Raw genomic sequence first — 23,112 nt, 5'->3', positions numbered from 1 at the left:
GCCCGGTTTTGCGGCAACGACACGCAACGGAAAAACTAGCACGCCGCGAGTGCCCTTTCCTGCTTGACCCGCTCCTTGAGCGCGCCGGAAATATCAGGGTAGCGCTTGCCGATCTCGCTGAAAGTGGCACAGGCCACGTCGCGCTGTTTCAGCCCGACCAGTGAAACGCCGAGCTTCAGCAGCATGTCGGGCGCCTTCTTGGCCTTGGGATAGTCCTTGCTGGCAGCGAGGAAAATCTCGGCCGCATCGCGGTATTTCTGCTGGCCGAGCAGCGATTCACCAAGCCAGTAATGCGCATCCGCCGCTTTGGCGTCCCGGGGAAAACGGGCGATGTGATCGCGGAAACCCTGTTCGGCCGTGCTGTAGTCGCCCGACAGGATGAACTGGTAAGAGTTGCGGTAAAGCTCCTCCGGGTCGTTGGTCGATGGGAGTGCCGCGACCACCGTGTCGTCGGATTTACCGGCCTTGTTGCCGGCCGCGCTGGCGCCGTTGGCTGGGGCCGTATTCTGCGACGGCGCGTTCGCCTGCGCATTGCCATCGGCTTCGACGACATTGCCGTTTTTGTCGACGGTGATGGTGCCGAACGTCTTGGGCGGCGCGCCGGGGATCAGCTTGCCGGGATCGCCGCTCGGCGATTCGATGATGACGTCCTCGACGCTTTTGCCGCCGTCTGCAGCCTTGCCCGCGTCGGCCGGGGCCTGCGTTGCCGGCGCCTCCGCCACGTTACCGTCGCGGTTGGGGCTGTCGCTGCTGGGCGCGGCCTCGGACTTCTTCTGCCCGGCCGGCTGCTGCGCGCCTTGCGGACCGCCTTCCAGCTGCTGGAAACGGAATTCGTTGTCTTCCTGCTGCTTGCGGATCTGCTCCTGCATCTGCAGGACCTGGAAATTGAGTTCCTCGATCTTGCCGTTCATCTGCCGGAGCTGTTCCTCCAGCGCCGGCGTGCCGGTGCCATCCTGTTGCGCGAATTGAACCTGATCCGGCTTTTTCCTTTCGCCGAAAATGCCGGGCAGTTTGATCGTCGGCAGATGGAAGGAAAAACCGCTTTGCGATGACTGCTCGGTGGCGTTTGCCCCGATACCGTCAGCAAGTGCCGCGATACTTGATACGAGCAGCAGCGCAAGCGTGCCGCTCAAGACCGATCTGAAATGCATGTGCCTCTCGCCGTGAAACCATTGTTGCGCGCCTCTCACTCGAAGTAGACCAGCCAACTGGGGACTGGCCAGACGCTCTCGGCTCTTAACAGGACGTGAGACTTCGGCCAAATTTTGTTTGGAGCGAGCAGATACGAAAAAGGCGGCCCTGCGGCCGCCTTTCGCATCAAGTGTTGCATTTTTGCCGATCAGGAGCCGGCGCCGCTCAGTGTGGTCACGGCGCGGCGGTTCTGCGACCAGCAGGAGATGTCGTCGCAAACCGCGACCGGACGCTCCTTGCCGTAGGAAATAGTCTTCAGGCGCTGCGCCGAAACACCCTTGGCGACCAGGAAGTCGCGGGTGGCGGCAGCACGGCGGGCGCCGAGCGCCAGATTGTATTCGCGCGTGCCGCGCTCGTCGGCATGGCCTTCGATGACGATAGCATACTGCTTGTACTGGTTCAGCCACTGCGCCTGGCGCGACAGCGTCGTCTGCGCGTCGGCGCGGATCGAGGACGAATCGGTGTCGAAGAAGATGCGGTCGCCGATATTGACGGTAAAGTCCTGGGCCGACCCGGGCGTTGCCGCGCCGGCGCCGTTGAGGCCGAGATCGGCGGCGCTGTTCGGCGTCTTCTTCGAGGCGCAACCGGTGATCGCGAGTATCGCGACCAGCGCGATCATGACCGGGTTTGTGGTAAGTGCTGCGATACGGCCCATGCCGCCTCTCCTTCGCAATTCGAGTGATTTCATTGATCGTCCAGTAACCACGTTTGGGTTAACCGACGCTCAAGAAACACGGTTAAAATTTGGTTTCGGCTGCCGTCCGCAACCGTTCTGCCGAGGGCTACTCAAGGGCGACAATGAGCGCGGACCGTAGGCGGAAATGCGGCCAAAACGCGACCAAGGGGTGAAAACAAGGCCGGAAACGGCGCTTTTCGGGCACCGTTGCCGGCGTGCAACTGGGAACAAAGGATGCTCAAGTAGAACATCCTTGCCCGGGACTATTCCAGCAGCGGCGACCAGGCCGGATCCGAGGCGAAGTTCGCCGTCGGGATCGGCTGTTCGTTGCGGCCGGTGAGATCGACCGAAACAAGTTTTGGTCCGCCATTGGAATCACGGAAGAACATCAGCACCCGGCCGTTGGGTGCCCAGGTCGGCCCCTCCTGCTGAAAGCCGGTGGACAGGATGCGCTCACCCGAACCGTCGGTGCGCATGACGCCGATCTGGAATTCGCCGCCGGTCTGCTTGGTGAAGGCGATGAGATCGCCGCGCGGCGACCACACCGGCGTCGAATAGACGCCGTCGCCGAACGAGATGCGGGTCTGGCCCGAGCCGTCGGCGCCCATCACATAGATCTGCGCGCGGCCGCCGCGGTCCGACGTGAACACCACCTTGCTGCCGTCAGGCGAGTAGGATGGCGAGGTATCGATGGCGGTCGAATTGGTGAGCCTGGTCGTCGAGCGGCTTCTCAGGTCCATGGCGAAGATGTTGGAATTTCCGTCGTCGCGCAGAAGGCTCATTATTACCTTCTGGCCATCCGGCGAAAAGCGCGGCGCAAACGTCATGCCGGGGAAATTGCCGACCAGTTCGCGCTGCCCCGTCTCGATCTGCAAAAGGTAAACCCGCGGCTGGCCGCTCTCGTAGGACATGTAGGTGATTTCCTGCCGGTTCGGCGAGAAGCGCGGCGTCAGCACGATCGATCTGCCGTTCGAGAGATAGCGGACGTTGGCGCCGTCCTGGTCCATGATGGCAAGCCGCTTCTTGCGCGCATTCTTGGCACCGGACTCGTCGATGAAGACAACGCGCGTGTCGAAATAGCCCTTCTCGCCGGTCAGCCGCTCGTAGATCGCATCGGCGATGATATGGGCGACGCGCCTGGTATTGGCGTCGTTGGCGAAGAACTGCTCGCCCGACATCTGCTGGCCGGCAAACGTGTCCCACAACCGGTACTGGGCGCGAATGCGGCCGTCAGCCTCCTTGCCGACGCTGCCGGTGACCAGCGCCTGCGCATTGATCACCTTCCAGTCTTCGAAGCGCGGCGTGGCATCCGGGTTCGAGATCTTTTCAATGAAAGCGCTTTTGTCGATCGGCGCGAACAGCCCGGAGCGTTTCAGGTCGGCACTGACGATGCCGGAAATCTCGGCGCCGAGCGCATCGCCGCCCTGGAAGTCCGTGATGGCGATCGGCAACGGCTCGACATTGCCCTTATTGACGTTGAGCTCAACGAGCGCCCGCGCCGGCAGGGTGACAGCAACAGTCATACCCAGCGCCATCGCTGCGATCGTCAGGAGCGGCTTGAGGATGGATTTCATGTCTTCTCGCTTCTTTCGCTGATTCTGTGAGCGCTGGGCCTAAAGACCGAGCATCTCCCTGGGGTCAAAAGTGACCCGAACGTCGGACCAGATGTCTTGCTTGCCCGCCGGAACCTGCAGGCCGGCCATGTCGCATTTCTGAACCGCGCGCACTGCACTTTCGTCAAACGGGCGGTTTCCGCTCGATTTTTCGACAGTAGGCCGGCCATCCAGCTTGCCGGAGGCGTCCAGGTTGAACTGGATCACAGCCACGAAATTCTCCGAACCCTCGACCCCTACCGGCAGGGTCCAGCAATTACTAAGCTGGGCCTCCAATGCCCCCTGCTCCGATTTCGAAAGCTTCTGGCCCTGATCCTTGTCGCCGCCGAGCGATGCTTGCTGGGTCGAGCGCTTGGCGCCGCCGCCGGACGGCTTCCGCTTGTCGAGCAGAGCCGAAATCTCGTCGGCGTTGAACTGCTTGTCTTCAGATTTCGGCCTGGACGAGGCTTCCTTGACCGGCTTGTCGGCATCCTTGCGCTCGGGCGCCTTGGCGCTTTCGGCCTGGGCCGGCTGCGGCTTCGGCCGAGCCTCGGGTGCTGGCGCCGAGTCCGGAAGCTGCGCCTCCTCGGTCGGCGGTTGCTTGGCAATCGCCTCGGCGACGGCATCCGGCTTGACCTCGGGCTGCGGATCGATCGCGGCAGTCTTGTCCTGCGGTGGCGTGGGCGTCGGTTCCTTCGCCGGCGTCGGCTTGGGCTCGGTCTGCTCGACAGGCTCGGGCTTGACCTCTTCCTTCGGCTGCGGCACCGGCGCCACCTCGGTAGCGGGAATAGGCTTCGGCTCTTCCTTCGGCTTCGGCACGTCCTCGGGCTTGAGCTTTTCGACCGGCGTCGGCGCTGGTGGCGGAGCCGCCGTCATATCGACTGGCTGGGGCTTGGGCTCCGGTGTCGGCGGCTTGTCGGTGTCGACGCTGTTATCGCCGATTTTCTGGGCGTCGGGAACGATGTCGGGACGCTGTGTCGGCAGCGGCGCCGGCTTGTCGTGCATCACCGCCTTCTTGTCGCCTTGCAGGACCTGTGCCGTCGCTTCCATCGGCACAATCTCGACCGACACCGATTCCGCATCGGACGCAGGCATCGCGGGCGGCGAGGACAACGTGAACAGCCCGAAGGCGATCGCCACCGTATGCAAGATCACCGATGTGGTGAGGCCGGTCCTCATCTTGCGTCTACTGATCCTGTTCCTGCAGTGAAACCAGGCCGATATTCTTGTAGCCGGCAGCCGAGATGCGGGCCATCACCTTCATGGCCGTGCCGTAATCCGTCGCCTTGTCACCCCTGATGAAAATGCGCTCGTCATAGCCCGTCTTCGAGATCGCCTGCAGCTTCGCCACCAGCTCCTCGACAGGGATCTCGGTTTCCTGGAGGTAAATCTGACCGGCCGGGTTGATGGACACGGTTATAGGCTGCGTATCGGCGTTCATCGCCTTGGCCTGCGTATCCGGCAGGTCGATCGGCACGCCGACCGTCAGCAAGGGTGCTGCGACCATGAAGATGATCAGCAGCACCAGCATCACGTCGACCATCGGCGTGACGTTGATCTCCGATATCAAGGCGTGATGGCGGCCGCGCCGCCGGTGGCCGCGCCCACCGCGTCCTCCGCCACCTGCGCTTACGGACATTCCCATGATCGTTCCTCAGGCCTTCTGCGCGACTTTTTCATCGATTTGGCGCGAGAGTATGGCGGAGAACTCATCCGCAAACCCTTCCATGCGCACCGCGATCTTGCTCGCGTCCGACGACAGCTTGTTGTAGGCGATGACGGCCGGGATGGCGGCGAGCAGGCCGATGGCTGTCGCCAGCAGCGCTTCGGCGATGCCGGGCGCGACCACCGACAGGCTGGTGTTCTTCGAGGCGGCGATCGCCTGGAACGAGGTCATGATGCCGATCACGGTGCCGAACAGGCCGATGAAGGGCGCCGCCGAGCCGGTGGTGGCGAGAAACCCGAGCCGCCCTTCCAGCTTTTCCATTTCGCGGGTCAACGCCAGATCCATCGCCTTGTCGATGCGGGTCTGCAGGCCGAGCGGCGATTTCGCGCCCTTCTCGAAGCTTTTCTTCCATTCGCGCATGGCGGCGACGAAGATCGCGCTCATGCCGGTCGTCTTGCGGTCGGCGAGCGTGCGGTAAAGCTCTTCCAGCGACTGTCCCGACCAGAACACCTGCTCGAAGCGGTTGAGCGCCAGCCGCATGCGGGCATAGGCGACGAGCTTGTCGACGATGATTGCCCAGGTCCAGATCGAGGCGCAGAGCAAGCCGATCATGACCAGCTTGACCACCCAACCGGCCTGCATGAACAAGGCCCAAATCGATAAATGCGCGCCCGGGTCGGCGAGAGCGATGTTTTCCATGTTACGTCCTTAAAGATTTTCCGGGCGTGGCTGGCGGCTGGCCCATGGGCATCCCTTGTGGTCCGTTCGCGTTAGGCTTGCGGAATAACCCCAAATGCACCGTTGGCGGCCTTTTCGGGGCAAATATTGGTGAAAGGAAGGCGCTTGGATTCTCCCAATCTTAACCAATCCCTTCATGGACCGTTATGGTTAAGGATGGGTTATGACGTACAGCGCGGCGCATTGCCGCGCCCCGACGAGCCGCCCGGCGATCCTCGCCCCGACCAGGAGCTCCGGATCGTCCGCCTCTGAGCCCTTATTTGCGCGTTCTGGGCATGAAGGCTGGGATCCAGTCCTTGGGAAAGCGCCGTGGCCGCCCGTTCTCGCCGACGATCGCCGCTTCGACACGCGCCTCGACCAGCACTTCGCTGCCGCGCTTCAACTGTTGCGCCATGACGATGCGGGCGCCGGAAATCTCGTCGGTGCGCGTATCGATGGTCAGGATGTCGTCCATCCGGGCCGAACCGCGGAAGTCGATCTCCATGCGCCGCACCACCCAGACAATTCTCTCGCCATGCTTGCCGTCGGCAAGCTCGGTGTGGTGGACGCCGGCCAGCCGCAGATAGTCGGAACGGCCGCGCTCGAAGAATTCGAGATAGCGCGCGTGGTAGACGACGCCGGAAAAATCGGTGTCTGCATAATAGACCCGCGCCATCAATCGATGGCCGAATTCCGTCAGCGCGCCGGAAAGCCCGGCGGACAACGCCGATTCACTGTGATCGTCCATTGCGCTGTCCTTTTGGCCCCCGACGAGCATCTGTTTTGGCACCACCTGTTTTGCGCATAGACCGGCGATGATCAAGACCTGGAGGGCTGGGCCGGGGAACTGCCAGCAGCAAAGCCATAAGTAGCGGAACTTAGGGCTCTTCCTGGAACAGGCTGATCTGCTGCTGCGCCAGGTCCTTCGGCGCGTCGAGGCCGAGATGCCGCCAGGCATTGGCCGCCAGCACGCGGCCGCGCGGGGTACGCATGATGAAGCCTTGCTGGATCAGAAAGGGTTCGATGATGTCCTCGATGGCATCGCGTGGCTCTGACAGTCCGGCAGCGATTGTCTCGATGCCGACCGGCCCGCCGCCGAAATTCCGGGCGATCATCGACAGATAACGGCGGTCGAGCGCGTCGAGGCCGAGCCCGTCGACCTCCAGCCGCGTCAGCGCCTCGTCGGCGACCTTGCGGTCGACATGACCGTCGCCGGCAACGCTGGCGAAGTCGCGCACCCGGCGCAACAGCCGGCCGGCGATGCGCGGCGTGCCGCGCGCGCGCCGGGCGATCTCCAAGGCACCGTCGTCGCCGAGCGGCATGGCAAGGATGCGGGCGCCGCGCCGCACGATCTGCTCGAGTTCCTCGACCGAGTAGAAATTGAGCCGCACCGGAATCCCGAAACGGTCGCGCAACGGGTTGGTCAACAGGCCGAGCCGGGTGGTGGCGGCGACGAGCGTGAAGCGGGCCAAGTCGATCTTGACCGAACGCGCCGCTGGCCCCTCGCCGATGATCAGGTCGAGTTGGAAATCCTCCATCGCCGGATAGAGGATTTCCTCGACCGCCGGGTTGAGCCGGTGGATCTCGTCGATGAACAGCACGTCGCGGTCTTCGAGATTGGTGAGCAACGCCGCCAGATCGCCGGCCTTGGCGATGACCGGACCCGAGGTCGAGCGGAAATTGACGCCGAGCTCGCGCGCCATGATCTGCGCCAGCGTCGTCTTGCCGAGGCCGGGCGGGCCGACGAACAGCACATGGTCGAGCGCTTCGCTGCGGCCCTTGGCGGCCTCGATGAAGACTTTGAGATTGGCCCGCACCGCCGCCTGGCCGACGAAGTCGCCGAGCGTCTGCGGCCGCAAGGTCTGCTCGGCGTCCTCGCCGCGTTTATCGGGAGCAATGAGGCGTGGCGAAAGGCTCATGTCGCCTTCCTTGCACAGGGCAAGGTGTGGGACAAGCAACGTCTCACCGTGCGAGCTCCTTCAGCCCGAAGCGGATCAGCTTCGATGCGTCCGCCTCCTCACCTGCCGTCTTCAGCGCCGCTGCGACTGCATTGGCGGCGGTGTCGCGCGAATAGCCGAGATTGACCAGCGCCGAGACGGCGTCGGTGATCGGCGCCGAGGCAACGCCCTCACCGAGCTCCTGCTTCAAGCCGATGGTGCCGGAGGCGGTGCCCGCATAGGCCGGCGCTTTGTTCTTCAACTCGGTGACGATGCGCTCGGCGACCTTCTTGCCGACGCCGGGCGCGCGGCTGACCATGGCGATATCGCGCAGCGCAATCGCATTGGCGAGATCGGCCGGCGCCAGCGTCGACAGGATGGCCAGCGCCACCTTGGCGCCGACGCCTTGCACATTGTTCATCAACAGCCGGAACCACTCGCGCTCCAGCACCGACTGGAACCCATAGAGCCGCAGCATGTCCTCGCGTACGTAGGTCTCGATGAACAGCACCACCGCCTCGCCCGGCTGCGGCAATGCCGCCAGCGTACGCGCCGAGCAATAGGCGACGTAGCCGACGCCATGCACGTCGACGATGCAGAAATCCTCGTCGATCTCGTCCAGCGTGCCTTTTAGCTTGCCGATCATTTGAGCTTGCCGATCATGCCGGGTGGGTTTCCGGAGAGATGATATCGAGGTCCGGGAAGTAGCTGCGATAGCGCGCGGCATCGCGCGTCAGCAGGCGATGCCCGGCAACAACTGCATGGGCTCCAATAAAGAAATCCGGCAGCGTTCGTTCGCGGAGGCCGCCGGCGCTGCGATAGCGGGAATGTGTAACACCGGCCAGGAAGGCTGCTTCCCACGGCAGGAATTCACGCTCGATCTTGAGCATGTCGGCTGCCTGGCGAAGGGCCTTCTCCGTTGCAATCAGCGGCGCGAGCTCGGACCAGACGATTGTGTTGATGACAAGCGCGCCGTCGCGCCGGCATGCGGTAATTGCCGACGCCGACCACTTCCTCTCCCGTCCGGCAGGACCCCAAACGTCGACCAAGACATTTGTGTCAATCAATGTCGAGGTCTTCACGCGGGCCCCTCAGCCATTCCATATATTCGTCCGTCGTCATGCCCTCTAGGTCCAGCGTACCGGCCATACGGTCGAGCGTCTGGCTGAATCTGCGCGAGGCTTCCTCCTGCGACATGTTTTCGTTGACCGCAATGACACGAGCGCCGTCCTCGGTGGGAACGAACTCCACCTCCGAACCTGGGCCGATACCCAGATGATCCCGTATCTCCTTCGGGATGGTCACTTGCCCCTTGGTGGTAACGCGCATGGTAATACCTCGTCGGTATTACTTATTGCCGACCTGAGAACAAGTCAAGAACAAACTTATCCGACCAGCGCCGCCAGCCTGTAGGCGATGCTCTGCCGGTGGTGTGCGTGACAGATGGCGATGGCCAGCGCATCGGCGGCGTCGTCGCTGTCGAAAGTCGCCTTCGGCATCAGCACCTTGACCATCATGTGGATCTGCTTCTTGTCGCCATGGCCGACGCCGATCACCGCCTTCTTGACGGCGTTTGGCGCGTATTCGGCAACGACAAGGCCGGCACGCGCCGGCACCAGCATGGCGATGCCGCGTGCCTGGCCGAGTTTGAGCGTCGCTGCGGCGTCCTTGTTGACGAAAGTTTGCTCGACCGCCGCCTCGTGCGGCATCGCGGCATGCAGGACCTCGGCGAGCCCGTCGTGCAATTGGCAAAGACGCATCGCCAGGGCGGCCTTGTCGTCGGACCGCACCGTGCCGGAAGCGACGAAGCGCAGCGAATTGCCGAGGCTTTCGACTATGCCCCAGCCGGTGCGCCTCAGCCCTGGATCGATGCCGATGATGCGAATCGCTTCCCCCATCCGTCAAGTCTACCTTCGGGGAACAGCGATGCCAGCGAAATGTGAACAAACCAGAAACGAGGGCTGGCTACGTCGCGCAGGCTGTTTGAGATTCGCTCTGACGAGGCAGATGGCGTGATTTTCGAGAACCGAGGCGGCCTTAGGTGTCCGTCGGAGTAGAATTATCAAACGGTCTCTCAGCCGCGGGCGAAAGCCGTGTTGAGCAGCGTGATCTGGTCGGACACCGGATTGACGCGACGGCTCGACGGCGGCACCTCGGCGAGGCTGCCATAGATCTCCTCGTCCATGCGGCGCACCAGCGCCTGCAGGCGCAGCGAGCGGTTGACGAGGTCGGTGAAATCGTTCGGCAGTTCGGCCCAGCCGGGCGCCTCCTCATGCGCCGAGGCGGTGTCGAGACGCACCTTGGATTTTTCTGAGGCCACCTGATCGCGGGTCATCTCGCCGGAATTCGCCGCCCGCTGCAAAAGCAGCCACGAGGCGACCTGCATCAGCCTGGTGGTCAGCCGCATCGATTCGGCCGCATAAAGCGTCGCCGCCGGCCTTGACAGCTTCTTGGCCTCGGCGCGGCCCTTGCCGTCGAGATACTCGGCCGCCTGCTCGACCAGGCCCATGCCTTCCTGATAGAGCGGCTTGAAGGATTGGGAGAAAACCCGGCGCTCCGCCAGTTTGATGGTTTTCGCGCCAGCCTTCGAAGGCTCGTTCATTGCTACGCCCCTGCACTTGCCTCAAAGCCGGCCGATTCGGCTCTTGGTCTGCCACATCCGGCAGCCTAAACGACTGAAGCTTGAAAATGCGCTTCGCTGCCGGCGAAGGCAAGCACATGTTTAACAAACGGTTAACGGCCGCATTTAGCCGCTAGACGTCCATGCCTGCGAACAAAAAAAGAGCCGCGGATAAGGCGGCTCTCAGGAGTTTAACAGGGAGGCGTCAAACAAAGTGGCTCCAACCACTCGGTAAGAATCCAGATCACTGGATGGACATAGTAAACGCCTGTAAAGCTTAACGAAGCCTTAACGCAGCGCATATTTTTCGATCAAGGGCCCGGCATCTGTGCCGTAACAGCACAGCTGACCGGCCAGAGCGGCGTTCACACCACTGGCTGGAAGCGGGGGCGACGCGCTTGCGCCATGGTTCCTCCAGATCGTGGCCGACATACCGAAACAAAGCGGCACTGCGCGCGACATCGTTCCGAAACAGGCGACGCGCTAAACGCCGCGCTCCTCGCAACGAGGCGGAGCAAACCTTGCGCTCCGGCAATCATGAAAATCTCTCAAGGAGCGAACAATGGACTGGTACTCGGTCGTTAAATTTCTGCACATCGTCTCGGCGATCCTCTGGGTCGGCGGCGGCTTCACGCTGATGCTGCTTGCGGTACGCGCCGACCGTGCCGGAAACGTCGAAGGCATGCTGCAGGCGATGCGCGCCACCGGCGAGCTCGGCAACCGGTTCTTCGCGCCGATGTCGATGCTGACATTGCTCTTCGGCCTCATCATGTGCGGCTTCTGGGTCGGCTTTTCCGATCTGTGGGTGCTGATCGGCCTTGCCGGTTATGCGACGACCTTCTGCATCGGCATGTTCGTCTTCAAGCCGACTGCCGACCGCATGGCAGGCATGATCGCCAAGGATGGCGTGACGCCGGCAGTGCTTGCCCAGGGCCAGCGCGTCCTCAATGCCGCGCGCTTCGACTATTCGGTGATGCTGGTGATCATCGCAGACATGGTGCTGAAGCCGACGCTGCACGACATCACCATTTTGGGCTGCATGGCGTTCGTGCTGGCAACTGGCGTTGCCCTGGCGCTTGGCAGGACGCGGCCGCTGCTGCCGAGTGCCGCCTGAGGTTTAAGGAATCCGGCGGCGGCCGACTGGGGCCGCCGTCTTACAGAAGGCCGGCGATGCCGTCCCACAGAAGCTTGACCGCGACGACCGCTACGGTCGCATAGGTAAAGGGATAGAACAGTTCCGGCTGCATCCGCCGCACCAGCCAGGCGCCGGCGATTGTCGACAGCGGCGCCAGCGGCATCAGCACCGCCGACGCGGTCAAATTGGTGGTGTCGAACTGGCCGAGCGCGAAATAGGGGATGAGCTTCAGCGCATTGGTGACGGCGAAGAAGATCGCCGCGGTGCCCGACAGCACCTTCGGATCGAGCCTGATCGGCAGCGCATAGACCTGAAAAGGCGGGCCGCCGACATGGGCGACGAAGCTGGTGAACCCGGCAACGGTACCCCAGAAGCCGGCGGCGACGCGGTTGGGCTCCGCTGCGTGGCCGGCACCGTGGCGGAGTTGCAAATAGAGCCAGCGCAGCACGAAGATAAAGGCAACCGCGCCGACGATCAGCCGCACCATCTCTTCGGTTACAAGTGCCGCCGTCAGCCAGCCGAGGGCGATGCCGATCACGGCGCCCGGCATCATGTCGGCCAGCATCTTGCGGTCGAAGATGCCCCACCATGTCCACACCGAGACAATGTCCATCAGGCACAGAATTGGCAGAAGGATTGCGGCAGCCTGAACCGGCGGCATGGTCAGCGCCATTAACGGCACGCCGACAAAACCGACGGCGCCGCCGAAGCCGCCTTTCGACAGGCCGACGAGGATGACGGCCGGAATGGCCGCGGCATAGAACCAGGGATCGACGAGCAGGCCTGACATGAGGGAAAGGAGGCTGGAGGGAAAGTGACCTCTGAATAGACCAGAAATGATCGGACCGCGACCGCAAATATGTGGACCACGGCACCGAAACCCGTCACATGTTTGGCATGTCGAGCGGCGGCGGGCGTCTCCGGATCGGCTGCGCCTTGATGATGGCGGTGCTGGTTTCGGCCTTGTCGGCGATGCGGTCGAGAATCCCGTCGAGCTCGCCGATCGAGCGGACGAACAGCCGGGCAACGAAGCAGTCATCGCCCGTCACCTTGTCGCATTCGCCGAATTCCGGGATTTCCTCGATCAGCTTCTGGACGATGTGCAGCTTGCCCGGCAATGGCCGGATGCGAACGATCGCCTGCAAGGCGTAGCCGAGCGCCTGCGGATCGACGTCGATGGTGAACGCGCGGATAACGCCGCGATCCTCAAGCCGCCGAAGCCGCTCCGAAACGCTTGGCGACGACAACCCGACCTGCAGCGCCAGTTCCTTCAGCGAGGTCCGTGAATCCTTGACCAGGATATCGAGGAGCTTTCTGTCGAGATCGTCCAGCATTTTGCAATTCCAGGAAAAATCCCATTTTTACCTAATTTAATGAGGTTCTTCCTGCATATCACCGGCTACAAGTCATGGAAAGACCAGATTCGCTGTGGGATTATGAAATCTCAAACAAAGTTTCGGGAGCATCCATGGACAACACGGTACGCGGCACGATCGAGATGACGGCGGCGATGGCGATCCTCGGCACGATCGGCTGGTTCGTCGTCCTTTCCGGCCAGCCCATCATGGACGTGGTGTTCTGGCGCTGTGCTTTCGGGGCGGTAACGCTGCTGATCATCTGCGCGGCGCTGGGACTGCTGCGCGGCAGGCTGTCGCTTCGCATTGTCGCGATCGCGGCTCTCGGCGGTGCTGCCATCGTTATCAACTGGCTGCTGCTGTTCAGCGCGTTTTCGCGTGCCTCGATCTCGATCGCCACGGCTGTCTACAACACGCAGCCCTTCATGCTGGTGGGTTTTGGCGCGCTCTTCTTCTCTGAACGGCTGACGATGGCCAAGCTGACCTGGCTCGGCATTGCCTTCGCCGGCATGCTGCTGATCGTGCAGGCCGCGCCCGATGCAGGCGATCATGGTACCGATTACTTTACCGGCATTGCGATGGCGCTGGCCGCGGCTTTCTTCTGGGCCGTTGCGGCTATCATCACCAAGAAACTCAAAGGCACGCCGCCGCACCTGATCGCCTTGATCCAGGTCTGTGTCGGCGTTGTCATGCTGGCACCCTTCGCCAATCTCACCCACATTCCCGCCGACGCGCGGAGCTGGGGCATGCTGGCGACGCTCGGCATCGTCCATACCGGCCTGATGTACATCCTCATGTACGGCGCCATCCAGAAGCTGCCGACGCATCTGCAGGGATCGCTGTCCTTCATCTATCCCGTCGTCGCCATCCTCGTCGACGTGGTCGCTTTCGGTCATCGTCTGCAGCCGGCGCAGATCGTCGGCGCCGCCGCCATCCTGGTCGCCGCCGCCGGCATGAATCTCGGCTGGTCGCTGTGGAAATCGAAAGTGCCCGCTTAGAGCCCGCAAGCGACGCCCTGCCGCCTGTTCAACTCCCGCACTTTGCTCTATGCCGCAATGCAACCATCTTCGCCCGGCATAGGCGATAACCGGGACCGAACACCAATGAATGACGCAACGCCGCCCAACCGCTGCCGTATCGTGCTGATCGCGCCGCCGAACGTGCCGGCCGAGCGCATCGCCGCGGCCTTCGACGGCGGTGACGTCGCCTCGCTTATCCTGCCGGAAAACGGTATGGACGAGGCCGCCTTCCAGGCCTTTGCCGAGCAGATCGTGCCGGTGGCGCAAGCGGCCGGCATTGCCGTCATCATTGCCGGCGACACCCGCATCGCCGGCCGCGTCCAGGCCGACGGCATTCATGTCGAGGTCGGCAAGGACGAGCTCGCCGAAACGATCGAACATTTCCAGGCCAGGATGATGGTCGGCACCGGCGGCGCCAAGACCCGCGACGATGCGCTGGAACTCGGCGAGCTCAGGCCTGATTACATCTTCTTCGGCCGCTTCGGTTACGACAACAAGCCAGAGCCGCACCCGCGCAACCTGTCGCTGGGGCAATGGTGGGCGGACGTGATCCAGATCCCTTGCATCGTCATGGCCGGATCCGATCTTGCCTCGGTGGAAGCGGTCGCCGCCACCGGTGCCGAATTCGTTGCGCTGTCCAGCGCCGTCTTCGCCGACGGCGCCGATCCGAAGACGGCGGTTGCCGCCGCCAACGCGCTGCTCGACGAAACCGCGCCGCGCTTCGAGGACTGACGTGTTCTCGCGGAAAATCCTTTTCAGCGCCTTTCTTGCAACGGCCGTGACGCAGGCGATAGCGGCGGAACCCGTTCCGCTACCGCAGCCCAGGCCGGATTCCAGCGAACCTGCCGATAAGCCGATCGCCGCACAATTGCCGCAGCCCGCCACCACCGCCCCGTTGCCGTCGGCCGATACCATCAACCCCGACCGCTTCGGCGCAAAGCCGTCCGACGCCGCCTACGGCGCCTTTCAGCGCGGGCTCTACAAGACGGCCTACAATCTTGCGCTTTCCCGTGCTCAAAACGGCGATCCGGCGGCACAGACGCTGGTGGCCGAGATACTGTCGCGCGGCCTCGGCGTGCCGGTCGACGCGGCTGGGGCGGCGAAGTGGTATGCGCTTGCCGCCGAGCAGGGCGTGCCGGAATCGCAATTCCAGTATGCGCTGATGCTGCTCGACGGCCGCTACGTCAAAAAGGACGAAAAGGAAGCCTATGCGCTGATGCAGGCCGCCGCCGAGGCCGGCAATCGCCTGGCGCAGTTCAATTTTGCGCAGCTGATGGTCGAGCAGGAGCCCGGCGATGCCGGTATTGCCAAAGCCGTATCCTATTACGAGCGCGCTGCCGCGACCGGGCTTGCCGACGCACAATATGCGATGGCACAGGTCTACGCCAACGGCGCCGGTGGCAAGCCGCGCGACGATGTCCGCGCCCGCGGCCTGCTGGCACAGGCCGCGCGGCAGAACTACGACACCGCACAGATCGATCTCGCCACCTGGATGATCGAGGGGCGCGGCGGCGCACGCGACCTGAAATCCGGCTTCAACTGGATGAAGCAGGCCGCAGAAGGCGGCAATGTCGCTGCCCAGAACCGTCTCGCCAAGCTCTACATGAACGGCATCGGCACCGATCCGGATCTGATCCTAGCCGGCGCCTGGTATGTTGTCGCCCGCCGCGCCGGGCTCATCGACCAAGAAATGGACGATTTCCTGCAGGGCCTGACCGACGAGCAGACACAGCAGGCGCTGCAACGGGCCAACCGCCTGCCCTGATCGCGATCTCGCGACTCATCGCACCCGGGCTCGTCAGGCGGGCTCACTGCGTATGATCGAGCACGACCTTGCCGAAGGGCGAGCCGTGTTCAAGGTACCGAAAGGCTTCGGCGGCCTGGTTCCACGGCATAACCCGGTCGATCACCGGTCTCAACCGGTTGACGACAATGGCGCGGTTCATCGCCTCGAAGGATTCGCGTGAGCCCACCGGTATGCCTCGCGCCCGGACCTGCCGGCGGAAGATGTCGAGCGGGTTGATGGCGCCGTCACTGCCACCGAGATAGCCGATGACGTTGATCTGGGCGCCGCGCGCCGCTGCCCTCAGGGATTGTGCAAAACTCTGCGGTCCGCCAACCTCGATGATATGGTCGGCGCCGCGGCCATCCGTCAATCCCAGCACGGCCGATGCCCAGTCGGGGACGCTGCGATAGTTCACGCCATCCTGCGCGCCAAGTTGCTTTGCCCGCGCAAGCTTCTCGTCGCTGCTCGACGTCACGATGACGCGCGCCCCGGCAGCGGCGGCGAACTGCACCGCAAACAGCGAAACGCCGCCGGTGCCGAGGCAAAGCACGGTGTCGCCGGGTTTGACGCTGCCCTCCGTAAACAGCGCGTGCCATGCCGTCACGCCGGCGCATGGCAGCGTCGCTGCTTCGAGGTCGCTCAGATTGGCCGGCGCCAGCACCGCCGCCTGTTCGTCGAGCCGGGCAAATTCGCTGAGCAGCCCGTCGATTGGGCCGCCGCGTTGATAGGAGGGCTCAGCCATCGCGAAACTGCCCCCGACCCAGCGTTGCCAGAACGTGCCGCAGACCCGGTCGCCGATCTTGAACCGGCTGACCTCGGCGCCGATGGCAACGACTTCGCCGACGCCGTCCGACAGCGGCACCAGCGGCAATGCAAACTTCGTGTGATAGCTGCCGCGGACGATCTCGGCATCGCGGTAGTTCAGCGCCGTGGCCTTGACCTTCACAATCATCTCCTGGCGCCCTGGTTCAGGCATCGGCCGCTCGACCATTTTGAGGTTCTCCAGGCCGCCCGGGCTCCGCAATTCGATCGCTTTCATCGTCGTTCCTTTCCAGCTGGGTCCTGCCGGAGGAAAATCGCTTGCCATCCATCCGATTTCAAATTCATAATGTTCAGAATAATTATGCTTCTATGACATGTTCGGGTGTATCGTGCTTGAAGAACTGAAAACACTGGCCCTCTTTGCCGAGGAGGGTTCGATTCAGAAGGTGGCTCGACGCCTGCCATTGACGCAGCCGGCCGTCACCCGTCAGATCCAGCGGCTGGAGGAAATGCTCGGCACGGAATTGCTCGACCGCCGGCTGAAACCGTCACGACTGACCCCGGCCGGCGTAGAAGTGCTGGCACGCGGCAAGCACATTCTCGCTGCGGTCGACGCGCTGAGATCATTCGCCAAGGGCGACGAACCGGAGGGCCTGCTGCGGCTCGGCCTCGCGCATGGACTTTGCGACAAAGCTGTGGCCGCCGCTATTGCTGATGCCGTGGCGCGGTTTCCGAAGGTCTCGCTGCGTCTGAAGAGCGGCTGGAGTCTTGAGCTGGCCGACCAGCACAAGCGCGGACAGCTCGACCTCGCCTTCATCCTGGACGGCAGCAATTCCAAAGCCGGCGACGGTGTTGTCGGAACCGAGCCCCTCGGCATCATCGCTGCCGAAAACACCGGCCGGCAAGTTGACGTCAAGACCATGCCCTGGGTCCTCAGCCCTGAACCTTGCGACGCGCGCCGGCGGCTGGCGGCTGCCCTTGCCGAGGGCGGCCACAGGTTGATCGTCGGCGCCGAGATTCAGGACAGCGCGCTGCAGATCGACTGGGTTCGTCGAGGCCAAGGCCTTGGCCTGCTGCCCAAGCGGCTGCTGCGGGAAAAGCTGCCGCAGGGTATTGCCCTGGTCGACGCTCCCGGCCTCGAGCTGTCGCTGCGAATTGTCGTGCTGCGTTCGCCGCACCTGCATCTTTTGAGAAAGGTTGCCGACGCGGTGACCGGGGCGGTCACCGCAACCGTCGGGACGGACTGAGGCTGCCGCGCCGCGCTGCCGGGCCAGCTTCGTTCCCGCTTCACCTGAAAGGCGCTCCTTGCCTCTGCTGGCGATTTGTGGTCTTGGAGGCGCCAAATTGCCGTTTGCGGCGATCATCTCATTTCCGGATCACCTCACCATGGCCAAGATCAATGGCAACGAAATCCGTCCCGGCAACGTCATCGAGCACGATGGCGGCCTTTGGGTGGCGGTCAGGACCAACACCGTCAAGCCCGGCAAGGGCGGCGCCTACAACCAGGTCGAGCTCAAGAACCTGATCAACGGCACCAAGCTCAACGAGCGCTTCCGTTCGGCCGAAACGGTCGAGCAGATCCGGCTCGATCTGAAGGATTTTTCTTTCCTCTACGAGCAGGGCGACGCGCTGGTGTTCATGGACACCGAAAGCTATGAGCAGCTCGAACTGCAAAAGGAGTTCGTCGGCGATCGCGCCGCCTTCCTGCAGGACGGCATGATGGTGACGGTCCAGCTCTATGACGAAAGGCCGATCGGCATTTCGCTGCCCGACTATGTCACCTTGACCATCTCCGAGGCCGACCCGGTGGTGAAGGGCCAGACGGCAGCCTCGTCCTACAAGCCGGCGATACTCGAAAACGGCATCCGCGTGCTGGTGCCGCCGTTCATCGGCTCGGGCGAGCGCATCATCGTCGATACCAACGAAATCACTTACGTGCGCCGCGCCGACTAAAGCGCGGGCAGCAGGAAGAAACACAATGCCGCGTTCCGCGATCCTCAATGTCATGGTCCAGGCCGCAATGAAGGCCGGCCGCTCCCTGTCGCGTGACTTCGGCGAAGTGCAGAACCTGCAGGTCTCGATGAAGGGGCCAGGCGACTATGTCAGCCAGGCCGACCGCAAGGCCGAAGACATCGTCTTTGCCGAACTGTCGAAGGCGCGGCCCGGCTACGCCTTCCTGATGGAGGAACGCGGCGTGATCGAGGGCGACGACGGCCAGCACCGCTGGATCGTCGACCCGCTCGACGGCACCACCAATTTCCTGCACGGCATTCCGCTCTTTGCCGTTTCGATCGCGCTGGAGCGCCAGGGCCAGATCGTCGCCGGCGTCGTCTACAATCCGGCGATGGATGAGCTCTATACCGCCGAGCGCGGCGGCGGCGCTTTCATGAACGACCGCCGGCTGCGCGTCGCCGGCCGTACCAAGCTGGTCGATGCGGTGATCGGCTGCGGCATGCCGCATCTCGGGCGTGGCCAGCACGGCAATTTCCTCATCGAGTTGCGCAATGTCATGGCCGAGGTTTCTGGCGTCCGCCGTCTCGGCTCCGCCTCGCTCGATCTCGCCTACGTCGCCGCCGGCCGCATGGACGGGTTCTGGGAAACCGGCCTGTCGGCCTGGGATGTCGCCGCCGGCATCTTGCTGATCCGCGAGGCGGGCGGTTTCGTCTCCGATTTCGCCGGGGGACAGGACGCGCTGAACGCCGGTTCGCTGGTTGCCGGCAACGAACTCATCCAGCGCGCGTTGTTGAAGACCATAAAAAGGCCACTCTCAGCCAGCTGATAGAGGCGCGCCGCGCTGAAGCGCCGCAGTCGCAAAACCGCAACCAAAGCTTGAAATACTCGCCCGCGGCCGCCCAGATAAGGCGACGCAGGATCATCGATGACGAACAGCCGGCCCAAATCCGAGAGCGAATTCTCCCAGCTCGACATTCCCTTCATGGGGCGCTGGCATTACTCGCGCGCCGAGATCATCGCCGACGGCATTGTCCACGCCGTGGGCATCGTGCTGGCGATCGCTGCCGGCTCGACGCTGCTGGCACTGGCCGCCGATCGAACCGGCCCCGGCGAATATGTCGCCGCCGCATTCTATGTGGTCTCGCTGCTCACCGTGCTGTCAATTTCGCTGGCCTACAATGTCTGGCCGGTGTCGTCGCCGGCAAAATGGATATTGCGGCGCTTCGACCATGCCGCGATCTACCTGCTGATCGCTGCCACCTACACGCCTTTCCTGGCCCAGCTCGGCGGCTCGCCGCTGGCCGTTTCGATGATCGTCCTGGTCTGGACCGCCGCAGCGGTCGGCATCGCCATCAAGGTCTTTCTTCCCGGCCGTTTCGACCGGCTGGCGATCGTCTTCTATCTAGCCATCGGCTGGAGCGGTCTCGTTCTGGTGGAGCCGCTCGTGCGGACACTGCCGGCGACATCGATCGCGCTCATCGTTGCCGGCGGCATCGTCTACTCCTGCGGCGTGATCTTCTTCGCCTGGAAGGGCCTGCGCTTCCACAATGCGCTGTGGCATGGCTTTGTCGTCACCGGCGCCGGCCTGCATCTGGCCGCCATGGTCGACTGCCTGGTCATCAACCGGCTTTGACCTCCGGTCGCGGACAGTGGCAATATTGCCAAGCGCCATTCAATTTCGTCACAATTCCGTTTAGAGTCGCAAACACAAATTGATCGGCGGCGACGGCATCGGAAACGGGGCACGGATGACTCTTCTCAGATCCTTCGGCATGGGCAGGCGCTCCGACGTTCTGATCTACGATCCGCACAAATTGTCGAGCCCGCAGGTGTTTCTGCTGACCATGGTGATCTTTCTGTTCATCGTGGCCTTTATCGCCGCCATCCTGACGCGCCAGATCTCGACCGCCTTCGTCACCAATCCCGGTCTCAACGGCCTGATCATCGGCGTGCTTGCGGTCGGCATCCTGCTGGCCTTCGTCCAGGTCGGCCGGCTGTTCCGCGAGGTGCGCTGGGTCAACTCGTTCCGCGCCGGTTCCGAGACAACCGAGCCGGTGCTGCTGGCGCCGATGAAGGCGATGATCGGCCGCTCCTCGACGATTGCCTTCTCGACCAGTTCGATGCGCACCATGCTGGATTCGATCGCCACCCGCCTCGACGAAAGCCGCGACACGTCGCGCTACCTTGTCGGACTGCTGGTGTTCCTCGGCCTGCTCGGCACCTTCTGGGGCCTGCTCAACACGATCGGCTCGATCCGCGAAACCATCGAGTCGCTCGATCCCGGCACCGGCGATGCCGCCGCCGTGCTCGAATCCCTGAAGCAGGGGCTTTCCGCGCCGTTGGCCGGCATGGGCACCGCCTTCTCGTCCTCGCTGTTTGGCCTCTCCGGCTCGCTGGTGCTCGGCTTCCTCGACCTGCAGGCCGGCCGCGCCCAGACGCGCTTCTATACCGAACTCGAAAACTGGCTGTCCTCGGTCACCGACCTGTCCTCCGACATCGTCGTTGCCGACGCGGCGAGGACCGAACCCTCCGAGGAAATCCGGCTGTTGTCGGAAAAACTGCGCACTCTGCAGGAAAATGGCGGCGGCTCCAATCCGCGCGTGGCCACTGCCATGGCCAATCTCGCCGACGGCATTTCCGGCCTGGTCAAGAACATGCGCTCGGAACAGCAGATCATGCGCGACTGGGTCGAGGCCCAGTCCGACGAGCAGAAGGCGATGCGCAACACCCTGGAGAAGATCGCCGACGCCTTGAAGAAGCCCGGAGTGCATTGACGTGGCGTTGGCGCGAGGCCGGCGCTCCGACCGCCGCATCGATTACTGGCCGGGCTTCGTCGATGCGCTGTCGACGCTGCTGTTGGCGATCATGTTCCTGCTCACGGTTTTCGTTTTGGCGCAATTCCTGCTCGGCCGCGAGATCTCCGGCAAGGACACGGTGCTCAACCGCCTCAACTCGCAGATCAATGAGTTGACCCAGCTTCTGGCGCTGGAGCGCTCGACGACACAGGACAAGGAAGACACCCTTGCCAATTTGCAGGCATCGCTATCCGCATCGGAGGCCGAAAAAAGCCGGCTCGAGCAATTGCTGGCGCAAGGCGCCGGTGCCGGCGATGCCGCCAACCAGCGCGCAACGGCCCTTTCCGGCGAGCTCGACAGCCAGCGCCAGATCAGCCAGCAGGCGCTGAGCCAGGTCGAGATCCTCAACCAGCAGATTTCGGCGCTGCGCAAGCAGATCGCAGCGCTCGAACAAGCGCTCGACGTGTCCGAAACGCGCGACCGCGAATCCAACACCAAGATCGCCGATCTCGGCCGCCGCCTCAACGTCGCACTGGCGCAACGCGTGCAGGAGCTGAACCGCTACCGGTCCGATTTCTTCGGCCGCTTGCGTGAAATTCTCGCCGACCGCGAGAACATCCGTATCGTCGGCGACCGCTTCGTCTTCCAGTCGGAAGTGCTTTTCCCGACCGGCTCCGAAGTGATCAACGATGCCGGCAAGGTCGAGATGAAGAAGCTTGCCGATGCCATCATCGAATTGCAAAAGGAAATCCCGCCGGAGATCAACTGGGTGCTGCGCGTCGATGGCCACACCGACAACAAGCCGCTCTCCGGCACCGGCCGCTACCGCGACAATTGGGAATTGTCGACGGCGCGCTCGACCTCGGTGGTCAAGTTCCTGATCGAGAACGGCGTGCCGGCCAACCGGCTGGTCGCGGCCGGCTTCGGCGAATTCCAGCCGCTCGACCCCGCCGATACCGAAGAGGCGCGCAACAAAAACCGCCGTATCGAGCTGAAGCTGACCGAGCGGTGATCTGCAAGCCTTTGGCTTATATCATGCGCCAGGGCGAGCCGGCTCAAGTCGGCGGCATTTAGTGCACTGGTGCGGCAGCGGCAAGAGCTGAAAAAATTACCTTTTTTAATTACATTTTGCCGCCGTGGCCTTTTAGCCTTGGTCATGGGACGAGAACCGCCGGCGGTGGAACCGCTCATCGCGACGCGACGGAACCTGACGGCCCGCGGCCGGAAGGCAGGGCCCCTTCCCAACCACCGCCTTCCGCAGTAAAGGAGACGCAACCATGCGCTTCTTCGCCCCCAGGAATTTTAGGACCGCTGCGCTCGCCACACTTCTCCTCGTTCCGTTTGCCGGCGCTTACGCCGGCCCACGCGAGACGGCCTTGATCAATCAGATCCAGAGCGTGGAGACAGGTATCCAGGGCGCCATCCAGGCGAACAAGCTCGAGCCGGGCGAGGCGCGTGACTTGCGCACGCAGGTCGCTCAACTCGACCGGGCCGCCGAGAGGGCCGCACGCGAGGGAACGATGCCGAGCACGCAAGATCAGCAGTTGCTGGCGCAGCTCGACGATGTCAGCCAAAAGCTGCGCGCTGATACCGGCAGTGCCTTCCTCATCGGCAACGGCGCCGATGGCGGATACTATCCGAACGGCTATGGCCCAACCTATCCAGGCGGCTGAAACCGGCCGCAGCGCCCGGCGCTGTGGCAATTGATTTTTGCGCATGATCCTTGTCCAGCTTTCGGTTCAGGGAATCATGCGCTAGCCCAACGCCTGCGCAATCAGCGCCAGCACTGCCGGCACGGTTCGGATGAACAGGACTTTACGGCCCGCCGTCGCCGCGCCCGAAAACGCGGCGGCCGCGCCCCCGACCCCGGCGGAGGCGTTGTAAAGGGAAACCGCCGGTTGGGGCGGG

At 63.3% G+C, this 23,112-nt stretch carries 27 protein-coding genes; 11 read left to right on the top strand and 16 right to left on the bottom strand.

What is annotated here, in order from left to right:
- Positions 1-35: 35 nt before the first annotated feature.
- The 13 genes from ybgF to rcdA all read right to left on the bottom strand — a co-directional run bounded on the left by ybgF (position 36) and on the right by rcdA (position 10,381).
- On the bottom strand, positions 36-1,151 hold the full coding sequence (gene ybgF, locus NKI79_RS26580; RefSeq protein ID WP_352805754.1) for a tol-pal system protein YbgF: 1,116 nt from the start codon (positions 1,149-1,151) through the stop codon (positions 36-38).
- A 188-nt stretch (positions 1,152-1,339) separates the two neighbouring features.
- The gene (pal, locus tag NKI79_RS26575) at positions 1,340-1,846 is read right to left on the bottom strand and encodes a peptidoglycan-associated lipoprotein Pal (protein WP_352476106.1); all 507 of its coding nucleotides are present in this window, start codon (positions 1,844-1,846) and stop codon (positions 1,340-1,342) included.
- 284 nt (positions 1,847-2,130) lie between these two features.
- Complete coding sequence (gene tolB / locus NKI79_RS26570) at positions 2,131-3,402, bottom strand: Tol-Pal system beta propeller repeat protein TolB (RefSeq protein WP_502909861.1); 1,272 nt, start codon at positions 3,400-3,402, stop codon at positions 2,131-2,133.
- A gap of 78 nt (positions 3,403-3,480) precedes the next feature.
- Positions 3,481-4,638, bottom strand: coding sequence for a cell envelope integrity protein TolA (gene tolA, locus NKI79_RS26565; RefSeq protein WP_352805750.1), 1,158 nt, complete (start codon positions 4,636-4,638; stop codon positions 3,481-3,483).
- Between the two features lie 7 nt (positions 4,639-4,645).
- On the bottom strand, positions 4,646-5,104 hold the full coding sequence (gene tolR, locus NKI79_RS26560; protein ID WP_352504951.1) for a protein TolR: 459 nt from the start codon (positions 5,102-5,104) through the stop codon (positions 4,646-4,648).
- 9 nt (positions 5,105-5,113) lie between these two features.
- Positions 5,114-5,824 (bottom strand): protein TolQ, encoded by a 711-nt coding sequence (tolQ, locus tag NKI79_RS26555; RefSeq protein ID WP_352489260.1) that lies wholly within the window; start codon positions 5,822-5,824, stop codon positions 5,114-5,116.
- A gap of 295 nt (positions 5,825-6,119) precedes the next feature.
- Positions 6,120-6,590, bottom strand: coding sequence for a tol-pal system-associated acyl-CoA thioesterase (gene ybgC, locus NKI79_RS26550; protein ID WP_352805747.1), 471 nt, complete (start codon positions 6,588-6,590; stop codon positions 6,120-6,122).
- A 130-nt stretch (positions 6,591-6,720) separates the two neighbouring features.
- A complete protein-coding gene (gene ruvB, locus NKI79_RS26545) occupies positions 6,721-7,761 on the bottom strand; it encodes a Holliday junction branch migration DNA helicase RuvB (protein ID WP_352805744.1) in 1,041 nt (346 codons plus the stop codon).
- Between the two features lie 43 nt (positions 7,762-7,804).
- Positions 7,805-8,425 carry a Holliday junction branch migration protein RuvA gene (gene ruvA / locus NKI79_RS26540; RefSeq protein ID WP_254816462.1) on the bottom strand — a complete coding sequence of 207 codons (621 nt, stop codon included), beginning with the start codon at positions 8,423-8,425 and terminating at the stop codon, positions 7,805-7,807.
- Positions 8,426-8,438: 13 nt separating this feature from the next.
- Positions 8,439-8,861, bottom strand: coding sequence for a type II toxin-antitoxin system VapC family toxin (locus tag NKI79_RS26535; RefSeq protein WP_352476098.1), 423 nt, complete (start codon positions 8,859-8,861; stop codon positions 8,439-8,441).
- Positions 8,839-9,108 carry an AbrB/MazE/SpoVT family DNA-binding domain-containing protein gene (locus tag NKI79_RS26530; RefSeq protein ID WP_352805741.1) on the bottom strand — a complete coding sequence of 90 codons (270 nt, stop codon included), beginning with the start codon at positions 9,106-9,108 and terminating at the stop codon, positions 8,839-8,841. Before NKI79_RS26530 ends, NKI79_RS26535 begins: the two co-directional genes overlap by 23 nt.
- 56 nt (positions 9,109-9,164) lie before the next feature.
- Complete coding sequence (gene ruvC / locus NKI79_RS26525; protein WP_254816459.1) at positions 9,165-9,677, bottom strand: crossover junction endodeoxyribonuclease RuvC; 513 nt, start codon at positions 9,675-9,677, stop codon at positions 9,165-9,167.
- Between the two features lie 176 nt (positions 9,678-9,853).
- Positions 9,854-10,381 (bottom strand): protease adaptor protein RcdA, encoded by a 528-nt coding sequence (rcdA, locus tag NKI79_RS26520; RefSeq protein WP_352649028.1) that lies wholly within the window; start codon positions 10,379-10,381, stop codon positions 9,854-9,856.
- 580 nt (positions 10,382-10,961) lie between these two features.
- Here rcdA and NKI79_RS26515 point away from each other — a divergent pair.
- On the top strand, positions 10,962-11,513 hold the full coding sequence (locus NKI79_RS26515) for a DUF2269 family protein (RefSeq protein WP_352476095.1): 552 nt from the start codon (positions 10,962-10,964) through the stop codon (positions 11,511-11,513).
- Positions 11,514-11,553: 40 nt separating this feature from the next.
- Here NKI79_RS26515 and NKI79_RS26510 read toward each other — a convergent pair whose 3' ends face one another.
- Both NKI79_RS26510 and NKI79_RS26505 read right to left on the bottom strand, forming a co-directional pair.
- Complete coding sequence (locus NKI79_RS26510) at positions 11,554-12,324, bottom strand: sulfite exporter TauE/SafE family protein (RefSeq protein WP_352476094.1); 771 nt, start codon at positions 12,322-12,324, stop codon at positions 11,554-11,556.
- A gap of 94 nt (positions 12,325-12,418) precedes the next feature.
- Complete coding sequence (locus NKI79_RS26505; protein ID WP_254816455.1) at positions 12,419-12,868, bottom strand: Lrp/AsnC family transcriptional regulator; 450 nt, start codon at positions 12,866-12,868, stop codon at positions 12,419-12,421.
- A 134-nt stretch (positions 12,869-13,002) separates the two neighbouring features.
- Between NKI79_RS26505 and NKI79_RS26500 the strand changes: the two genes are divergently transcribed.
- The 3 genes from NKI79_RS26500 (at position 13,003) to NKI79_RS26490 (ending at position 15,673) form a co-directional block, all read left to right on the top strand.
- Positions 13,003-13,887, top strand: a complete 885-nt coding sequence (locus NKI79_RS26500) for a DMT family transporter (protein ID WP_352805736.1) — start codon at positions 13,003-13,005, stop codon at positions 13,885-13,887.
- A 105-nt stretch (positions 13,888-13,992) separates the two neighbouring features.
- On the top strand, positions 13,993-14,640 hold the full coding sequence (locus NKI79_RS26495; protein WP_352504940.1) for a thiamine phosphate synthase: 648 nt from the start codon (positions 13,993-13,995) through the stop codon (positions 14,638-14,640).
- Between the two features lies 1 nt (position 14,641).
- Positions 14,642-15,673 (top strand): tetratricopeptide repeat protein, encoded by a 1,032-nt coding sequence (locus NKI79_RS26490; protein WP_352476091.1) that lies wholly within the window; start codon positions 14,642-14,644, stop codon positions 15,671-15,673.
- A 43-nt stretch (positions 15,674-15,716) separates the two neighbouring features.
- On the opposite strand, the gene NKI79_RS26485 is transcribed toward NKI79_RS26490, so the two are convergent.
- Positions 15,717-16,733: a zinc-dependent alcohol dehydrogenase family protein gene (locus NKI79_RS26485; RefSeq protein ID WP_352805733.1), complete on the bottom strand. Its 1,017-nt coding sequence runs from the start codon at positions 16,731-16,733 to the stop codon at positions 15,717-15,719.
- A gap of 112 nt (positions 16,734-16,845) precedes the next feature.
- Between NKI79_RS26485 and NKI79_RS26480 the strand changes: the two genes are divergently transcribed.
- From NKI79_RS26480 to NKI79_RS26450, 7 genes are all read left to right on the top strand, one after another.
- Positions 16,846-17,703 (top strand): LysR family transcriptional regulator, encoded by an 858-nt coding sequence (locus NKI79_RS26480; protein ID WP_352476089.1) that lies wholly within the window; start codon positions 16,846-16,848, stop codon positions 17,701-17,703.
- Positions 17,704-17,842: 139 nt separating this feature from the next.
- Positions 17,843-18,409 (top strand): elongation factor P, encoded by a 567-nt coding sequence (gene efp, locus NKI79_RS26475; RefSeq protein ID WP_352476088.1) that lies wholly within the window; start codon positions 17,843-17,845, stop codon positions 18,407-18,409.
- A 25-nt stretch (positions 18,410-18,434) separates the two neighbouring features.
- On the top strand, positions 18,435-19,235 hold the full coding sequence (locus tag NKI79_RS26470) for an inositol monophosphatase family protein (protein ID WP_352476087.1): 801 nt from the start codon (positions 18,435-18,437) through the stop codon (positions 19,233-19,235).
- Positions 19,236-19,334: 99 nt separating this feature from the next.
- A complete protein-coding gene (trhA, locus tag NKI79_RS26465; RefSeq protein WP_352805729.1) occupies positions 19,335-20,042 on the top strand; it encodes a PAQR family membrane homeostasis protein TrhA in 708 nt (235 codons plus the stop codon).
- A 115-nt stretch (positions 20,043-20,157) separates the two neighbouring features.
- Positions 20,158-21,183: a MotA/TolQ/ExbB proton channel family protein gene (locus NKI79_RS26460; RefSeq protein WP_352476085.1), complete on the top strand. Its 1,026-nt coding sequence runs from the start codon at positions 20,158-20,160 to the stop codon at positions 21,181-21,183.
- A 1-nt stretch (position 21,184) separates the two neighbouring features.
- Positions 21,185-22,216, top strand: a complete 1,032-nt coding sequence (locus tag NKI79_RS26455) for a peptidoglycan -binding protein (RefSeq protein ID WP_352465687.1) — start codon at positions 21,185-21,187, stop codon at positions 22,214-22,216.
- 265 nt (positions 22,217-22,481) lie between these two features.
- The gene (locus tag NKI79_RS26450; RefSeq protein ID WP_352805726.1) at positions 22,482-22,877 is read left to right on the top strand and encodes a hypothetical protein; all 396 of its coding nucleotides are present in this window, start codon (positions 22,482-22,484) and stop codon (positions 22,875-22,877) included.
- The last annotated feature ends 235 nt before the right edge of the window (positions 22,878-23,112 follow it).

The organism is Mesorhizobium sp. M0340 (genome assembly GCF_040321535.1).
Taxonomy (GTDB): domain Bacteria; phylum Pseudomonadota; class Alphaproteobacteria; order Rhizobiales; family Rhizobiaceae; genus Mesorhizobium.
This window is presented reverse-complemented; position numbering and strand designations above follow the sequence as displayed.

Bases quoted from the DNA above. Each gene is read 5' to 3' on its own strand.
- ruvA (WP_254816462.1), bottom strand. From the start codon at position 8,425: ATGATCGGCAAGCTAAAAGGCACGCTGGACGAGATCGACGAGGATTTC.
- tolQ (WP_352489260.1), bottom strand. From the start codon at position 5,824: ATGGAAAACATCGCTCTCGCCGACCCGGGCGCGCATTTATCGATTTGG.
- NKI79_RS26485 (WP_352805733.1), bottom strand. From the start codon at position 16,733: ATGAAAGCGATCGAATTGCGGAGCCCGGGCGGCCTGGAGAACCTCAAA.
- NKI79_RS26500 (WP_352805736.1), top strand. From the start codon at position 13,003: ATGGACAACACGGTACGCGGCACGATCGAGATGACGGCGGCGATGGCG.
- NKI79_RS26460 (WP_352476085.1), top strand. From the start codon at position 20,158: ATGACTCTTCTCAGATCCTTCGGCATGGGCAGGCGCTCCGACGTTCTG.
- rcdA (WP_352649028.1), bottom strand. From the start codon at position 10,381: ATGAACGAGCCTTCGAAGGCTGGCGCGAAAACCATCAAACTGGCGGAG.
- tolA (WP_352805750.1), bottom strand. From the start codon at position 4,638: ATGAGGACCGGCCTCACCACATCGGTGATCTTGCATACGGTGGCGATC.
- NKI79_RS26470 (WP_352476087.1), top strand. From the start codon at position 18,435: ATGCCGCGTTCCGCGATCCTCAATGTCATGGTCCAGGCCGCAATGAAG.
- ybgC (WP_352805747.1), bottom strand. From the start codon at position 6,590: ATGGACGATCACAGTGAATCGGCGTTGTCCGCCGGGCTTTCCGGCGCG.
- NKI79_RS26515 (WP_352476095.1), top strand. From the start codon at position 10,962: ATGGACTGGTACTCGGTCGTTAAATTTCTGCACATCGTCTCGGCGATC.
- NKI79_RS26495 (WP_352504940.1), top strand. From the start codon at position 13,993: ATGAATGACGCAACGCCGCCCAACCGCTGCCGTATCGTGCTGATCGCG.
- ruvC (WP_254816459.1), bottom strand. From the start codon at position 9,677: ATGGGGGAAGCGATTCGCATCATCGGCATCGATCCAGGGCTGAGGCGC.
- NKI79_RS26505 (WP_254816455.1), bottom strand. From the start codon at position 12,868: ATGCTGGACGATCTCGACAGAAAGCTCCTCGATATCCTGGTCAAGGAT.
- NKI79_RS26510 (WP_352476094.1), bottom strand. From the start codon at position 12,324: ATGTCAGGCCTGCTCGTCGATCCCTGGTTCTATGCCGCGGCCATTCCG.
- efp (WP_352476088.1), top strand. From the start codon at position 17,843: ATGGCCAAGATCAATGGCAACGAAATCCGTCCCGGCAACGTCATCGAG.
- ruvB (WP_352805744.1), bottom strand. From the start codon at position 7,761: ATGAGCCTTTCGCCACGCCTCATTGCTCCCGATAAACGCGGCGAGGAC.
- trhA (WP_352805729.1), top strand. From the start codon at position 19,335: ATGACGAACAGCCGGCCCAAATCCGAGAGCGAATTCTCCCAGCTCGAC.
- tolR (WP_352504951.1), bottom strand. From the start codon at position 5,104: ATGGGAATGTCCGTAAGCGCAGGTGGCGGAGGACGCGGTGGGCGCGGC.
- ybgF (WP_352805754.1), bottom strand. From the start codon at position 1,151: ATGCATTTCAGATCGGTCTTGAGCGGCACGCTTGCGCTGCTGCTCGTA.
- tolB (WP_502909861.1), bottom strand. From the start codon at position 3,402: ATGGCGCTGGGTATGACTGTTGCTGTCACCCTGCCGGCGCGGGCGCTC.
- NKI79_RS26530 (WP_352805741.1), bottom strand. From the start codon at position 9,108: ATGCGCGTTACCACCAAGGGGCAAGTGACCATCCCGAAGGAGATACGG.
- pal (WP_352476106.1), bottom strand. From the start codon at position 1,846: ATGGGCCGTATCGCAGCACTTACCACAAACCCGGTCATGATCGCGCTG.
- NKI79_RS26450 (WP_352805726.1), top strand. From the start codon at position 22,482: ATGCGCTTCTTCGCCCCCAGGAATTTTAGGACCGCTGCGCTCGCCACA.